Below are 14521 nucleotides of genomic sequence, written 5' to 3' on the forward strand. Positions count from 1 at the left end.
GCGCCATTGCGGCAGCTGGCCTTAATACTGTCAGTTGCTGGTATCCAGCTCCGGGAAGTTTTTCACCAGATCGTCAATGGCTTTTATCTGCGCCAGGAAAGGCTCCAGCTTGTCCAGCGGCAGCGCGGATGGGCCGTCGCACTTCGCATTGGCTGGATCCGGATGCGCTTCGATAAACAGACCGGCAAGGCCAACTGCCATGCCCGCGCGCGCCAGTTCAGTTACCTGACCACGACGGCCGCTGGAAGCGGCGCCAAACGGATCGCGGCATTGCAGCGCATGGGTCACGTCAAAAATAACCGGGCTGCCGTTGGAGACCTGTTTCATCACGTTAAAGCCCAGCATATCGACTACCAGGTTGTCATAGCCAAAGTTCGCGCCGCGATCGCAAAGAATAACTTTATCGTTGCCGCCTTCCGCGAATTTTTCGACGATATTGCCCATCTGGCCAGGGCTGACGAACTGCGGCTTCTTCACGTTGATTACCGCGCCGGTTTTCGCCATCGCTTCCACCAGATCGGTCTGGCGTGCCAGAAACGCGGGCAGCTGGATAACATCCACTACATCGGCAACCGGCTGCGCCTGGCTGGCTTCGTGCACGTCGGTAATGATCTTCACGCCGAAGGTTTGCTTCAGCTCCTGGAAAATCTTCATGCCCTCTTCCAGACCCGGCCCGCGATAGGAGCGGATAGAAGAACGGTTAGCCTTATCGAAAGAGGCTTTAAACACGTAAGGGATGCCCAGCTTCTGGGTCACGGTGACATAGTGTTCGCAGATGCGCATCGCAAGATCGCGCGATTCCAGCACGTTCATGCCGCCAAACAGCACAAACGGCAGGTCGTTTGCGACTTTCACTTCACCGATGCTAACGACTTTTTGTTTCATCTCTTCGCCTTATTCTTTGAATATACAGATTAGTGCAGCGTGATCTGTTTCTGTTCAATCGAGTGGATCTGTAATTTAATCATTTCGCTGACCGGATCTTCCGGGCATTGCTCTACAAAATAGGTCAGATCGTTCAGCGCGACGTGCTCGCAGTCCAGCTGGGCGAAAATCAGCCCGCGATCGCGGATTTCGTAAGGGTCCTCTGGATCCATATTCACCAGCACCTGGCTGACCTGTAGCGCCAGCTCCATCTGTTTCTCTTCCATCAGCGCGGCTTTCAGCGTATCCAGCATTTTATTCAGCACCAGCTGCGGCTCGGCCTCCTGCAGATCGTCGTCGTACAGTTCGGCAACCGGGCCGATATTGCCCTTCAGCCAGACTTCCAGCGTATGCTCATCCAGCGTTTCGCCGTTGAAGGGATTAATCAGCCACATCTCTTCATCTATCCAGTCGGCGCGCAGGATCAGCTGCGTGGGAAAAATCACCGGCATCAATGGCAGCGACAGCTCGTGGGCGATATGCAAAAAGATAACGCCCAGCGAGACGGCAGTGCCCTGGCGCGTTCTCAGTACATTGTCCAGCCACAGGGTGTCGGAAAGGCGATATACGCCGCTTGCGCCGCCGAATCCCCACTGCTGCCAGAACAGCTCAATGAGTTTTTCCAGCTGCAAATCCTGCTCGAGCTGGTTTGGAATAGTGGCGCGCGCTTCTTTGACCAGCTCCGCCAGCTGCTTTTTTACGTCTTCAGCAGGAAAATCGGGACGGATGGCCAGCGTGGCCGCAATTACCGCCTCGCACAGCGGGATCGCTGTGCCTTCATCAGTTGCTATCGACGTCATACATTCCCCAACAATGGCATTTTTGTGGTGGCCAGATGGTAAATCACCACCAGCATCGCGACCGCCACGATAAAAGCTATCCAGCGCGTTTTTTGCGCGCGTGGTTTGCGCCCGAGTGCGATAAAGCCAAGCGCGATATAGATAATAACGCCAAACAGCTTTTCAGTCAGCCATGCGCCCTGAGGCGTAAAGGGATAAAAATGCGTTATCGCCACCAGCAGCGCGCCCGAAAGCAGCAGTAGCGTGTCGTTAAGGTGAGGCAGGATGCGCACCCAGCGCTTGTTCAGCATTGCCGAACCGGTTTGTAGCCAGAAGAAACGCAGCAGAAACAGCGTTGCGGTCATGGCGACCGTCAGCAGATGCAAATTTTTTACAGAAGTGTACCACTCAGCCATCTGTTCTCCCTCTTTCAGATTTTTTGCCCGCGGGTCACGCGGTCATTACCGCCATAGTCCTGGCAGGTAGCAATATGGCTAAAACCGGCCTGGTTCAGGATCGCCTGCACGGCCTGCGCCTGCCGCCAGCCATGCTCCAGCAGCAGCCAGCCGCCGGACAGCAGCGCTTCACCCGCCTGCGCCGCGATAATCTTAATATCGGCCAGGCCGCCATCCGCCGCAACCAGAGCGCTTAGCGGCTCGAAGCGAACGTCGCCCTGTAGCAGATGCTCATCGGCTTCATCAATATAAGGAGGATTACTGACGATAATAGAAAAGCGCTCGTCCGCCAGCGCGCTGAACCAGTTGCTGAGGCGGAACTCGACGTTATTGATGCCCAGGCGTTGAGCGTTATGCTGCGCAAGCTCGACTGCGCCCTGAATACGATCGACGCCGATAATCCGGCAGTCGGGACGCTCGCTGGCGATAGCCAATGCAACAGCGCCGGTGCCCGTCCCCAAATCCAGCACGGCGGCAGGCTCTACCGGCAGATGCGCCAGCGCCTGCTCTACCAGCAGCTCGGTATCCGGTCTGGGAATCAGCGTATCGGGAGAAACGCTGAGCGGCAGCGACCAGAATTCGCGCTCGCCAACCAGCCAGGCGACAGGTTCGCCCTTGATGCGCCGCGCCAGCAGCGCGGCCAGCTGCGCCAGCTGGTCTGGCGTCAATACTGTATCGTCAAAAGCGATTAACCAGCTGCGGGATTTGCCGGTAACAAACCCCAGCAAAATCTCCGCATCCCGTTTCGGGCTTTCCGTGTCGAGACGCGTAATGGCTTCTTTCAGCCACTGGCGAATCTCCATTATTCCTGCTCGGACAGCGCGGCCAGCTGATCCGCCTGATATTCCTGCACCACCGGCTCAATCAGCATATCCAGCTTGCCCTGCATCGCTTCATCCAGACGGTAGATGGTCAGGTTAATGCGGTGATCGGTGATACGGCCCTGCGGATAGTTGTAGGTACGGTTGCGATCGGAACGGTCGCCGCTGCCTAACAGGTTACGGCGCGTCGAGGCCTCTTCCTGCTGGCGTCGGGCGATTTCTGCGGCGCGAATACGCGAGCCCAGCACCGCCAGCGCTTTGGCTTTATTTTTGTGCTGTGAACGCTCGTCCTGGCACTCTACCACTATACCGGTCGGCAAGTGGGTAATACGGATAGCGGAGTCGGTGGTGTTAACGTGCTGACCACCCGCGCCCGAGGAGCGGAAAGTATCAATTTTCAGATCGCTCGGGTTGATATCCGGCAGCTCTGCTTCCGGCACTTCCGGCATCACCGCTACGGTACAGGCGGAAGTATGAATGCGGCCCTGGGATTCTGTCTCTGGCACTCGCTGTACGCGATGGCCGCCGGATTCGAACTTCAGGCGGCCATAGGCGCCGTCGCCAACGATTTTAGCAATGACTTCTTTATAACCGCCGTGCTCGCCTTCGTTGGCGCTCATTACTTCTACTTTCCAGCGGCGGGCTTCCGCATAGCGGCTGTACATACGGAAAAGATCGCCGGCAAAAATAGCCGCTTCGTCGCCGCCTGTACCGGCGCGCACTTCCAGATAGCAGTTGCGCTCGTCGTCCGGATCTTTCGGCAGCAGCAGTACCTGTAGCTCCTGCTCCAGCTGCTCGCTGGCTTCACGCGCCTCTTTCAGCTCTTCCTGCGCCATATCGCGCATTTCTGGATCTTCGAGCATCTCTTCGGCGGCGGCAATATCATCCTGATTCTGCTGCCAACGGCGGAAGCACTGGCTGACGTCAGTCAGCTGAGCATACTCGCGCGACAGCGCGCGGAAGCGCTCCTGATCGGCGATAACGCCGGCATCGCCCAGCATCGCCTCAACTTCTTCATGGCGTTCCTGCAAGGCTTCCAGTTTGGCAACAATAGAAGGCTTCATTAATATACGTACCCTGTATGTAAAGAGGTAAAGACGCTACAGCCCGAGGCCGTCGCGTAAAATTTGCAGGCGTTCGTCATCGCCGTCGCGCGCGGCCTGCTGAAGGGATTTGGTCGGGGCGTGGATCAGTTTGTTGGTCAGCTTGTGGGCCAGTTCGCGCAGCACCGCTTGCGCATCTGCGCCCTGGGCCAGCGCCGCCAGCGCGCGCTCTTCCAGCTCTGCGCGAACCTGATCGGCCTGCGAACGGTATTCGCGTATGGTTTCGCTGGCGCTCTGCGCACGCAGCCAGGACATAAACTCGCCGCTTTCCTGCACGACGATGGTTTCTGCCTGTACCGCAGCGGCTTTTCGCTGCGCCATATTGCTTTCGATAATCGCCTGCAGGTCATCGACGCTGTAGAGATAAGCGTTAGGCAATTTGCCTACTTCCGGCTCAACATCGCGCGGTACGGCGATATCCACCAGCAGCATCGGCTGGTTGCGGCGCTGTTTCAGCGCGCGTTCCACCATGCCTTTACCAATAATCGGCAGCGGGCTGGCGGTAGAACTGATAATGATATCGGCTTCCGCCAGGCGCGAGTCTATCTCTGCCAGGCCGATGACTTCTGCTCCTACTTCGTCGGCCAGCTTCTGGGCGCGTTCACGGGTGCGGTTCGCGATAATCAGCTTCTGCACTTTGTGCTCGCGCAGGTGGCGCGCAGCCAGCTCGATAGTTTCGCCCGCACCGACCAGCAGCACGTTGACGGTCGACAGCGATTCGAAAATCTGCCGCGCCAGCGTACAGGCGGCAAAGGCAACAGAAACGGCGCTGGCGCCGATATCGGTTTCCGTGCGCACGCGCTTGGCGACGGAGAACGATTTCTGGAACATTCTCTCCAGCTCGCTGGAGGTGGTGTGGCCGCGATGCGAATCGGCATAGGCTTTTTTCACCTGCCCCAGAATCTGCGGCTCGCCCAGCACCAGCGAATCCAGGCCGCTGGCGACGCGCATCAGATGGCTGACCGCTTCGTTATCCTGGTGCCAGTAGAGGCTTTTACGCACGTCGTCGGCGCTGAGCTGGTGGTAATCGCACAGCCATTTTACCAGCTGTTCCTGCAGATTTTCCTGCTGCTCAACGCTAAGGTATAACTCGGTCCTGTTACAGGTAGACAGCACTACGCCGCCCTGTACCAGCGGCTGAGCAAGCAGGCTGTCGAGAGCCTGATCCAGCGTATCCGGCGAAAACGTCACGCGTTCGCGCAGAGCCACAGGAGCCGTTTTATGATTTATTCCGAGTGCCAGCAACGTCATGGTGATAAGGTCTTGGAGATCCCACAGTTGATAGGGTTTTGTGAGGCGCATTCTACAAGATGCGCGAGATCAAGAAAAGCCACATTCACCGTTCGCTGTAACAAGATATAGCTATTAAGCACGAAACAGAACAAATTGAGCATTGACGCCGTCTCTGGCGGTAGCTAGCTTAAACGGTTAATTCGCGCGAAAGCGCATGGACGGAGTCTGAGGAGCCTATCCCCTATGTTGATGAAGAGCACACTGCGTCTTCTCCCGCTGGCCAGCGTACTGCTGGTAGCCTGTAGCGTTAATAAGCCCCAGGGCCCGGGGCAGAGCGTTACTTCTCCCCAATGGCAGCAACATCAAAGCGCCGTGGAAAAAATCACCCAATACCAGACGCGCGGCGCATTCGCCTATCTTTCCGACAAGCAAAAGGTTTATGCGCGCTTTAACTGGCAGCAAACCGCGCCGGATCGCTATCGCTTGCTGCTGACCAACCCGCTGGGCAGCACCGAACTGCAGCTGGACGCGCAGGGCAGCGTGGTGCAGCTGGTCGATAACAAAGGCAAGCGCTATACCAGCAACGATGCAGAGAAAATGATCTCGCAGCTGACCGGCATGGATATTCCGCTGACCAGCCTGCACCAGTGGATGATGGGCCTGCCTGGCGACGCTACCGACTATGCGCTGGATGACCAGTATCGCCTGCGTGAGGTGAACTACAGCCGCAACGGCCAGCAGTGGAAAGTCACTTACCAGGGCTATGACAGCAAACAGCAGCCTGCCCTGCCTTCCAATATGGAGCTGCGCGAGGGCGATCAGCGCATTAAGCTGAAAATGGACGGCTGGACGGTAAAATGACGGCAGTCGCTAAATGGCCCGCGCCCGCTAAACTAAATCTATTCCTCTATATCACTGGCCGTCGTCCCGACGGCTATCATGAGCTGCAAACGCTTTTTCAGTTTCTTGATTATGGCGATGAGCTTGGCATCGAGCCGGACAGCAGCGGCCAGATCAAGTTGCTGACGCCGGTCGAAGGGGTGCCTGACGAGGAAAACCTGATCGTTCGCGCGGCGGAGCTGTTGCGGGAGAGCGCCAGACTACGCGGCACGCTGCCGGAAAGCGCGGGTGCCGCTATCGCTATAAAAAAACGCTTGCCGATGGGTGGCGGTCTGGGCGGCGGCTCTTCGGATGCCGCTACCGTGCTGGTGGCGCTGAATCATTACTGGCGAACCGGCTTCAACTTTAGCGAGCTGGCGGCGCTGGGATTACAGCTTGGCGCGGACGTGCCGGTATTCGTTCAGGGTTTTGCCGCCTTCGCCCAGGGCGTTGGCGAGGCGCTGACGCCGGTCTCACCAGCGGAAAAATGGTATCTGGTGATCCACCCCGGCGTGCATATCTCAACGCCGGTGGTTTTCAACGACCCGGAGCTGATTCGCGACACGCCTGTAAGGGAAATCAGCCAGTTATTAGCGGATAATTACCGCAATGATTGTGAGCCAGTAGTAAGAAAACGTTTTCGCGAGGTTGAACAGCTCGTTTCCTGGCTGCTAGAATACGCGCCGTCGCGCCTGACCGGAACCGGCGCTTGCGTGTTCGCCGAGTTCGACACCGAGCCCGCTGCCCGTCAGGTGGCTGAGCTTGCTTTGAAAAAGTGGCAGGGCTTTGTTGCGCGAGGCGTTAACGTTTCGCCGCTGCACCGCTACCTTTCCGAGCAATAAGAGCTGCCGCGACCGCTTCACCCTGTTCCTGAAGCGGCGCGCCACTCGATTACACCCGTATGAACCCGTTAGCGGTATACCGCCCAGTGCCGTTAACGCCGATGTTCATTCTCTGGACGCAAAGCCTGAGGTTCTTCTCGTGCCTGATATGAAGCTTTTTGCTGGTAACGCTACGCCGGAACTAGCACAACGTATTGCCAACCGCCTTTACACTAGCCTGGGCGACGCCGCCGTCGGTCGTTTCAGTGATGGTGAAGTGAGCGTACAAATCAATGAAAATGTACGCGGTGGTGATATTTTCATCATCCAGTCCACCTGTGCACCTACCAACGATAACCTGATGGAACTGGTTGTCATGGTGGATGCCCTGCGCCGCGCTTCCGCTGGTCGTATTACCGCTGTTATTCCTTACTTTGGCTATGCCCGCCAGGATCGCCGCGTGCGTTCCGCCCGTGTGCCGATCACCGCCAAAGTGGTTGCGGATTTCCTTTCCAGCGTCGGCGTCGACCGCGTTCTGACTGTGGATCTGCACGCCGAGCAGATTCAGGGCTTCTTTGACGTCCCGGTTGATAACGTTTTCGGCAGCCCAATCCTGCTGGAAGATATGCTGCAGATCGGTCTGGAAAACCCCATTGTGGTTTCGCCGGATATCGGCGGCGTGGTGCGCGCCCGCGCTATCGCCAAGCTGCTGAACGATACCGATATGGCTATCATCGACAAGCGCCGTCCTCGCGCCAACGTTTCCCAGGTGATGCATATCATCGGCGACGTGGCGGGCCGTGACTGTGTGCTGGTAGATGATATGATCGATACCGGCGGCACGCTGTGCAAAGCTGCCGAAGCGCTGAAGGAGCGTGGTGCGAAGCGCGTGTTTGCTTACGCTACTCACCCAATTTTCTCCGGCAACGCCGTAGAAAACCTGCGTCATTCCGTGATCGACGAAGTGGTGGTTTGCGACACCATTCCGCTGCCGGAAGAGATCAAAGCGCTGCCAAACGTGCGTACCCTGACGCTCTCCGGCATGCTGGCAGAGGCAATCCGCCGCATCAGCAACGAAGAGTCTATCTCGGCGATGTTTGAGCATTAATTGCTGCGCTCTGCGGAGCGGGTAAACAGAAAGCGGGACGGCTGTTAAACCGTCCCGCTTTTTTTATGCCTGTTAGCCAAGTGCTGGCAGCATCAGTGGTGACCATGACCGGAAGCGCGGCGGCAACGCTTATCGCCATAGTGCCGAACCCAATAATAATGATCGGTTATCTTTTCACGCCCGCTGAGTTTTGCCCCCACCAGCCACATCAGCGCGCCGATAAAAATGCCGAAAATGGCGCCGTTAACCAGAATTTGCGGCAGCTGTAGCTGCGGCAGTTGGTTAAGTACCGCATAGCCAATGCTTGTCACCATTACTGCCAGACCGACCACCATCAGGGCGTTACCGGTTAAATTCGCGTGTCTGCGTCTCATTTGTCACCTCCAGAAGTCAATGCATTCCTGTGCGGTTAGTGCCATAAGTTTATGCAATGGCTGGGCGACCCGTTGCGGGACAGATCACATTTGTTGCTAAAAGTTTGACAAATCTTTACGCGCACCCCGCTGTTTTTTCTATAGAAAAGGCATTATCACGCCGATCAACTATTGTGATTCAGTACGCAGTTTTGAGTTATGCCGTTGCTCTTAGTACACTAGCGCCCTTCCCCGATGCAGCATTTCAGGAATACGGATAAATGAGCAGCATTAAACTGATTGTGGGCCTCGCCAATCCCGGCGCGGAATATGCCGCCACGCGCCATAACGCGGGTGCCTGGTATGTAGATTTACTGGCGCAACGACACAATCAGTCGTTAAAAGAAGAGAGCAAGTTTTATGGCTATACCGCCCGTCTGAATATCGGCGGCGAGGATGTCAGGCTGCTGGTGCCGACAACCTTTATGAACCTGAGCGGCAAAGCCGTGGCGGCAATGGCAACCTTTTACCGCATCGCGCCGGAAGAGATTCTGGTGGCGCACGACGAGCTGGATCTGCCGCCAGGCGTGGCGAAATTCAAGCTTGGCGGCGGCCATGGCGGTCATAACGGGCTGAAAGATATCATCAGCAAGCTGGGCAACAATCCCAACTTCCATCGGCTGCGTATCGGTATCGGCCATCCGGGCGATCGTAATAAAGTTGTGGGCTTTGTGCTGGGTAAACCGCAGGCGGCCGAACAGACAATGATTGATAATGCCGTAGATGAAGCAGCGCGCTGCACCGAGGTCTGGCTAAAGGAAGATAAGCTAAAAGCCATGAACCGGCTGCATAGTTTTAAGGGGTAAGCACAATAGCAAGCCTGAGCCTTGGATAAAGCTTCAGGCTTTCTTTTTATGCGCCATCCGTCCCGTCAAGCGCCTCTAACGTCATGGTCTCCGCATAGTACCCCTGAACGCCCCAGACCTTACTGGCCGCCAGTTTTTCAAGTTGCCCTTCGTTTTCTACGCCTTCCACCAGCACGCGATTGGTGTAGCGGCGAATATGCGCAATCAATACGTTGAAAAAGGGCTTGCTGATGTTATCCAGATAGAACTGGCGATCCAGCTTGACCACTTCGAACATTTTCGACTGTAGCGCGTTCAGGTTGGCGTCGCCCGCGCCCAGATCGTCCAGCCAAAGAATATTGAGCTGATCGACCAGCGCACGCAGTAAAGGATTGTTCGGCCCATCGTGCAGGTTAGGAAAATCTTCAGAGAGCTTCAGCCTGACAAAAGGCAGATGGCTGAGGATTTGCTGAATAAATGAAGATTCCGTTACCGCGCGCGCCAGCTGGAAATCGATGGTCAGGCAGCACAGCAGCCCGTGCAGCTGAAAATAGTCCGCGTAGCGTTCTACCGTCAGCAGCTGTTCCAGCAGCCGGCTCTCGGCATCTTCGGTTTGTGGCGCGGTCTGGTGTGGTAAAACGGTAAGCTCAAGCGCTATCAGCTCGCCGCTAAGAGAATGAATCGGAACGTAACAGTAATTGTTTGTCATACTTTATAGTCGTTTCAGGTCGCCCTGCCAGTGATTATATCCGCCATATCGCCAAAAAGCAGCAATTCACTCTAAACCATTGGGCAATATAACGATTTTTATATTTATCGGCAGGGCCGACCTTAGCTTTACTTTTTAGTCGCTATTAACCGTAACTTTATCATCGGCGTCCTTCCGCTAATGACTATAGTCAGGGCTTGCCCGCCTTAATCGACTCATACTATCTTCGCGTCACTAAAGGCTTTAGCCTCTTGCAAGAATGCCCAGGGTCAACTTTTTGCTGGTCTTAATGTCACATTGTCGAAGCGCAAAAAAGATACTGCTGTGGCTCATACGCTCAGACTACAAGGCGAAAACCAACGCCCGTCAGATCGGTATAGAAGGTAACAACAGTTACCGCAACCCTAAGCACACTGCCCTGCTCCGAATGATTCGATCTTTCTTCCATCACCCGTGCTGTAAAGGATTTTATCAGCCCGGCTGTCACGGTAATCACCGGATAAAGCAGCATAATCTTTGATCTGGTGCGGCTTAGCGGCGCTTATGCCAGAGCGCGCGCTTCAGGGAAGAAAGAGAACGAGTGCGTAAACAGAAACAGCCGTTTGCTATGCAGCAAGGCTCAACGACAAAGCATGGTTTAAATCTCAAGCCTGTTCTCGCTGGCGCAGGTAGAAATCGCCGCCATCCAGGCGATAATTACGTGTATAATGCGCAAAAACTTGTGCTAACCAGCTTACCGGAGAAGGTTTCTTCTCCTGCAATTAATTAAGGTGATTCAAACATGGGATTCAAATGCGGTATTGTGGGCCTGCCTAACGTCGGGAAATCCACACTGTTCAATGCGTTAACCAAAGCGGGCATCGAAGCGGCAAACTTCCCGTTCTGTACCATTGAGCCGAATACCGGCGTGGTGCCAATGCCCGATTCCCGTCTCGACGCGCTGGCGGAGATCGTCAAGCCACAGCGCATTCTGCCTACCACAATGGAGTTCGTGGATATCGCAGGCCTGGTAAAAGGCGCGTCGAAAGGCGAAGGCCTGGGCAACCAGTTCCTGACCAACATCCGCGAAACCGAAGCCATCGGCCACGTAGTGCGCTGCTTCGAGAACGACAATATCATTCACGTTAACAACAAAGTTAACCCGGCGGATGATATCGAAGTGATCAACACCGAGCTGGCGCTGTCCGACCTGGATACCTGCGAACGTGCGCTGCAGCGCGTGCAGAAGCGTGCCAAAGGCGGCGACAAAGACGCTAAAGCCGAACAGGCCGCACTGGAGAAATGCCTGCCGCATCTGGAGAACGCAGGTATGCTGCGCTCGCTCGATCTCAGCGATGAAGACAAAGCGGCCATCCGCTACCTGAGCTTCCTGACGCTGAAGCCGACCATGTATATCGCCAACGTCAACGAAGACGGTTTCGAAAACAACCCGTACCTGGATCAGGTTCGTGAGATTGCCGCGAAAGAAGGTTCTGTAGTGGTGCCGGTTTGCGCCGCCGTAGAATCCGATATCGCCGAGCTGGAAGATGCAGACCGCGATGAGTTTATGGCCGAGCTGGGCATTGAAGAGCCGGGCCTGAACCGCGTAATCCGCGCCGGTTACTCGCTGCTGAACCTGCAAACCTACTTCACCGCTGGCGTAAAAGAAGTCCGTGCCTGGACCATTCCTGTAGGCGCGACCGCACCGCAGGCCGCCGGTAAGATCCATACCGACTTTGAGAAAGGCTTTATCCGCGCCCAGACCATCGCCTATGAAGATTACATCACCTATAAAGGCGAGCAAGGCGCGAAAGAAGCGGGCAAGATGCGTTCTGAAGGCAAAGAGTACATCGTAAAAGATGGCGACGTGATGAACTTCTTGTTTAACGTCTAACTTGTAGTTTCATGGGGTTTTGCTGAACCTCATGAAAAACGCAAAAGACTATAAAATCCACGCAATTGCGTGGATTTTTGCGTTCATGGCGTTTTAATAATATCGCTACAGCCTGGCTAAAAATAAGGGCAATAAGGTTGATGGCAAAGTATACAGGTGCCGACTCAGGAACAAATCGTCTTTGCGACCGAAACCACAGGCGGTACACGTTTAAACGAAATGGGCTGTCGGCCTGATGCTGTCGAGGCTCAGTTAGCACACGCTAATATCAATAATGCATGCCTTACATACAGCTTACATCCATAATCGGTGCAGGAATGAGTGGATAAAGGTGGTGGGTGTATAGCGTTTCATGTTGTTGGCGCGTTTTCAACCTAAGCCTTCAGATAAAACGCTGTAATGCCGAAGGGCTTACCTCAGTGGATCTTTCCCTTTAAATAAAACCCGTATAAAGGGAAAAGATGTTTTAGCTACTGTTGATGCTCTGCGATAGCTAAGTTGAACGTAAACAATCACAAGATATTTTCGGTCATTGCAAACGCCATAAAATCGTTAATCCACAACGGCTCTGTTACTTGCCACACGCTTCTTGCTGTTACTCAGCTTTTCCATAAGGCGTTTCGCTACCTCAACCGGCGTAGCCTGCGCGGCCATTTCCGCTGCGACCTGTGCCGAGTTTTTACGCAAGGCGCTGTTATCCAGGAAAGCATTGATAAGCTCGCTGCTTAATCCGCGCTCTCCGGGAATGATTCCACATCCGCGATCTACTACTGCTCTGGCATTAACCGGCCGATCCGCTCCTTCGCCGAACACAATCTGGGGAATGCCGTTATGCAAAGCCGTCAGGGTATTGCCTGCTCCGCCATGATGGATAAAGCCATCGGCACCGTTCAGAAACACGCCCATAGGAAGCCACTCTACCAGACGCACGTTTGGCGGCAGCTCGCGTAGACCGGCTCGCGCGTTGGCAGCCAGTTGCAAAATAATTTCAGCTCCGACCTCATCTGCATAGTCCATCACCCATGAGATTAGATCCAGTCCATCGATCATGGGTTTTACCGTACCGAGACTCACCAGCAGACGTTTCTGGCCTGGCGTTCTGCTCCACCACCTTTCCCAAACGCCTCCTCCATTATAGGGAACGTACTGCATTGAGATCACAGGCTCGCCCTCGTTATACAGCAGGCTCATACTGGGCGGCGCGACATCAATCCAGGCCATATCGCGCGGTGGCGCGGCGACGCTATGGCGAGCGTAGGCATCGGCCAGCGTTTGCGTCATCCCTTTTATATGCTCGGGTGTATGAGCAAATCCAACCGTTTGCATGACCACCGGAATATTGAATTTAGCGCCAATTAGCGGCCCCAATACACCCAATGGCGGATAGATGATTAAATCGGGCCGCCACTGCTCAACAAACGCAATCAGCCGATCGGCCATCTCATCACTAAAAAAAGAGAAGTCGCCGGTAACGTTGGTTCTTTTTCGTCGCTCTGAGCGATAGCGATACTCCGCCTCAGAATCGAGGGTTGGCGCCGCATCGAATGCGATCAAGCCCGCTTCCGCCGCTTTGCCGGCAAATTTCCCTGCGCTGGCAACGAGCACTTCGTGGCCCTCAGCGCGAAACCCTTGGGCAAGTGAGAGAATCGGATACAGCAGGCCATAGAGTGGCGGCCCAATAAACAGAATACGCATATAACATCCTTTGCTGCCTGATGAATCATTTAACCCACAACAGGGTTTACCTGCTGTTCGCCTGTCTGGATAGCCGTGTCGTTAACCTTTTCCGTGGCAAGCCGTTCCCCTACGCTCTCAGCGCTCTCGCTTGCCCCTTTGTTTCGCTGCTATATATGGTACCGAAAGTCTGATTTTTCTGAAGACATCCTTCTTTCTGTTGTCACAATCCTCAACGCGAAGCCGTTCATTTTGTACAAAATTTGGTATTGCATTCGGTTACTAACCGCCGCATTAATTTGCAGATGTAGTATCAGAGGAATCAATCAGGCCGAAAAGTATTTTTCTCATTATATAAAAACGCACCAATAAGGAATATCACTTCACATATTTATAAGAAAATCATTTTTACCCTAAGGAATTATCTTAAAGCTACTGTCACCAATAAAAAAAAGAGACCCGCTTTATACTAAATACAGTAGACACTCTCAACCTGAGTTGAGATCGAGATAGCTACATAAAAAGAGAAAAGTGATTAGATATCATACTAAATGAAACCTACCTTTCCATTCATAATTAGCTGACATTAACATTATCGCCAAAGAAGACCACACCTGAAAAATAGAAAAACCCTCAGCGTAACGTAAAGAATTTAGGGCCAGTTTTTATTCTTCAATCTATTTCCCCTCTAAGAATAACATTTAGACAGTTTAAAACTCATACAATGCTATGCAATAACTGCTTTTCAATAAAATTTTGCAAGCATAATATCGCTATCTTTACATACATCAACAAAATGAGAATGGTTACCATTAACATAATTTATTAATCATTAAAATTCAATGAGTTATGCATATTTAAATAAGTAAGAATATGTAAACAACGCTGTTCACCATGCTGATTTCATGTGATACCCACAGGGAATAATTATTATTAAATATAAT

Annotated in this window: 15 protein-coding genes and 1 pseudogene; 7 read left to right on the plus strand and 9 right to left on the minus strand. The window is 53.9% G+C overall.

All coding sequences use genetic code 11. The features are described 5' to 3' along the window. Positions 1–30: 30 nt before the first annotated feature. The 6 genes from kdsA to hemA are packed head-to-tail and all read right to left on the minus strand — an operon-like array spanning position 31 to position 5333. Positions 31–885, minus strand: coding sequence for a 3-deoxy-8-phosphooctulonate synthase (gene kdsA, locus ACETPC_RS09500; RefSeq protein ID WP_380180728.1), 855 nt, complete (start codon positions 883–885; stop codon positions 31–33). Between the two features lie 29 nt (positions 886–914). Beyond that, complete coding sequence (gene sirB1 / locus ACETPC_RS09505) at positions 915–1724, minus strand: invasion regulator SirB1 (RefSeq protein WP_380180730.1); 810 nt, start codon at positions 1722–1724, stop codon at positions 915–917. Next, positions 1721–2119: a SirB2 family protein gene (locus tag ACETPC_RS09510; protein WP_380180732.1), complete on the minus strand. Its 399-nt coding sequence runs from the start codon at positions 2117–2119 to the stop codon at positions 1721–1723. The genes sirB1 and ACETPC_RS09510 overlap by 4 nt, the downstream gene beginning before the upstream one ends. Positions 2120–2133: 14 nt before the next feature. Further along, positions 2134–2961 carry a peptide chain release factor N(5)-glutamine methyltransferase gene (prmC, locus tag ACETPC_RS09515; protein WP_380180733.1) on the minus strand — a complete coding sequence of 276 codons (828 nt, stop codon included), beginning with the start codon at positions 2959–2961 and terminating at the stop codon, positions 2134–2136. After that, entirely contained in the window at positions 2961–4043 is a 1083-nt protein-coding gene (gene prfA / locus ACETPC_RS09520) for a peptide chain release factor 1 (protein WP_380180735.1), read from the minus strand. Before prfA ends, prmC begins: the two co-directional genes overlap by 1 nt. Positions 4044–4079: 36 nt before the next feature. After that, entirely contained in the window at positions 4080–5333 is a 1254-nt protein-coding gene (gene hemA, locus ACETPC_RS09525; RefSeq protein ID WP_380180737.1) for a glutamyl-tRNA reductase, read from the minus strand. A 225-nt stretch (positions 5334–5558) separates the two neighbouring features. Between hemA and lolB the strand changes: the two genes are divergently transcribed. The 3 genes from lolB to prs all read left to right on the plus strand — a co-directional run bounded on the left by lolB (position 5559) and on the right by prs (position 8123). After that, complete coding sequence (gene lolB / locus ACETPC_RS09530; RefSeq protein ID WP_380180739.1) at positions 5559–6176, plus strand: lipoprotein insertase outer membrane protein LolB; 618 nt, start codon at positions 5559–5561, stop codon at positions 6174–6176. Beyond that, the gene (gene ispE / locus ACETPC_RS09535) at positions 6173–7036 is read left to right on the plus strand and encodes a 4-(cytidine 5'-diphospho)-2-C-methyl-D-erythritol kinase (protein WP_380180741.1); all 864 of its coding nucleotides are present in this window, start codon (positions 6173–6175) and stop codon (positions 7034–7036) included. The genes lolB and ispE overlap by 4 nt, the downstream gene beginning before the upstream one ends. Positions 7037–7175: 139 nt before the next feature. After that, complete coding sequence (gene prs, locus ACETPC_RS09540) at positions 7176–8123, plus strand: ribose-phosphate diphosphokinase (RefSeq protein WP_124232585.1); 948 nt, start codon at positions 7176–7178, stop codon at positions 8121–8123. Positions 8124–8215: 92 nt separating this feature from the next. Here the strand turns inward: prs and ychH are convergent, their stop codons facing one another. Then, positions 8216–8497 (minus strand): stress-induced protein YchH, encoded by a 282-nt coding sequence (gene ychH, locus ACETPC_RS09545; RefSeq protein WP_380180744.1) that lies wholly within the window; start codon positions 8495–8497, stop codon positions 8216–8218. 260 nt (positions 8498–8757) lie between these two features. Between ychH and pth the strand changes: the two genes are divergently transcribed. Continuing rightward, a complete protein-coding gene (gene pth / locus ACETPC_RS09550) occupies positions 8758–9342 on the plus strand; it encodes an aminoacyl-tRNA hydrolase (protein WP_380180746.1) in 585 nt (194 codons plus the stop codon). Positions 9343–9388: 46 nt separating this feature from the next. On the opposite strand, the gene ACETPC_RS09555 is transcribed toward pth, so the two are convergent. After that, entirely contained in the window at positions 9389–10030 is a 642-nt protein-coding gene (locus ACETPC_RS09555) for an EAL domain-containing protein (RefSeq protein WP_380180748.1), read from the minus strand. A gap of 580 nt (positions 10031–10610) precedes the next feature. Between ACETPC_RS09555 and ACETPC_RS09560 the strand changes: the two genes are divergently transcribed. The 3 genes and pseudogenes from ACETPC_RS09560 to ACETPC_RS09570 form a co-directional block, all read left to right on the plus strand. After that, positions 10611–10799: a hypothetical protein gene (locus ACETPC_RS09560; protein ID WP_380180750.1), complete on the plus strand. Its 189-nt coding sequence runs from the start codon at positions 10611–10613 to the stop codon at positions 10797–10799. Positions 10800–10811: 12 nt separating this feature from the next. Continuing rightward, positions 10812–11903, plus strand: a complete 1092-nt coding sequence (ychF, locus tag ACETPC_RS09565) for a redox-regulated ATPase YchF (RefSeq protein ID WP_380180752.1) — start codon at positions 10812–10814, stop codon at positions 11901–11903. Positions 11904–12086: 183 nt separating this feature from the next. Next, positions 12087–12197: pseudogene (locus tag ACETPC_RS09570) on the plus strand (integrase); the annotation flags it as partial. A 258-nt stretch (positions 12198–12455) separates the two neighbouring features. On the opposite strand, the gene ACETPC_RS09575 reads toward ACETPC_RS09570, so the two are convergent. Further along, entirely contained in the window at positions 12456–13598 is a 1143-nt protein-coding gene (locus ACETPC_RS09575) for a glycosyltransferase (RefSeq protein ID WP_380180754.1), read from the minus strand. Positions 13599–14521: the final 923 nt, after the last annotated feature.

Source organism: Pantoea sp. sgz302252, from assembly GCF_042610525.1.
Taxonomy (GTDB): domain Bacteria; phylum Pseudomonadota; class Gammaproteobacteria; order Enterobacterales; family Enterobacteriaceae; genus Erwinia.

Coding starts and splice junctions, on each gene's coding strand:
- kdsA (WP_380180728.1), bottom strand. CDS start 885: ATGAAACAAAAAGTCGTTAGCATCGGTGAAGTGAAAGTCGCAAACGAC.
- sirB1 (WP_380180730.1), bottom strand. CDS start 1,724: ATGACGTCGATAGCAACTGATGAAGGCACAGCGATCCCGCTGTGCGAG.
- ACETPC_RS09510 (WP_380180732.1), bottom strand. CDS start 2,119: ATGGCTGAGTGGTACACTTCTGTAAAAAATTTGCATCTGCTGACGGTC.
- prmC (WP_380180733.1), bottom strand. CDS start 2,961: ATGGAGATTCGCCAGTGGCTGAAAGAAGCCATTACGCGTCTCGACACG.
- prfA (WP_380180735.1), bottom strand. CDS start 4,043: ATGAAGCCTTCTATTGTTGCCAAACTGGAAGCCTTGCAGGAACGCCAT.
- hemA (WP_380180737.1), bottom strand. CDS start 5,333: ATGACGTTGCTGGCACTCGGAATAAATCATAAAACGGCTCCTGTGGCT.
- lolB (WP_380180739.1), top strand. CDS start 5,559: ATGTTGATGAAGAGCACACTGCGTCTTCTCCCGCTGGCCAGCGTACTG.
- ispE (WP_380180741.1), top strand. CDS start 6,173: ATGACGGCAGTCGCTAAATGGCCCGCGCCCGCTAAACTAAATCTATTC.
- ychH (WP_380180744.1), bottom strand. CDS start 8,497: ATGAGACGCAGACACGCGAATTTAACCGGTAACGCCCTGATGGTGGTC.
- pth (WP_380180746.1), top strand. CDS start 8,758: ATGAGCAGCATTAAACTGATTGTGGGCCTCGCCAATCCCGGCGCGGAA.
- ACETPC_RS09555 (WP_380180748.1), bottom strand. CDS start 10,030: ATGACAAACAATTACTGTTACGTTCCGATTCATTCTCTTAGCGGCGAG.
- ychF (WP_380180752.1), top strand. CDS start 10,812: ATGGGATTCAAATGCGGTATTGTGGGCCTGCCTAACGTCGGGAAATCC.
- ACETPC_RS09575 (WP_380180754.1), bottom strand. CDS start 13,598: ATGCGTATTCTGTTTATTGGGCCGCCACTCTATGGCCTGCTGTATCCG.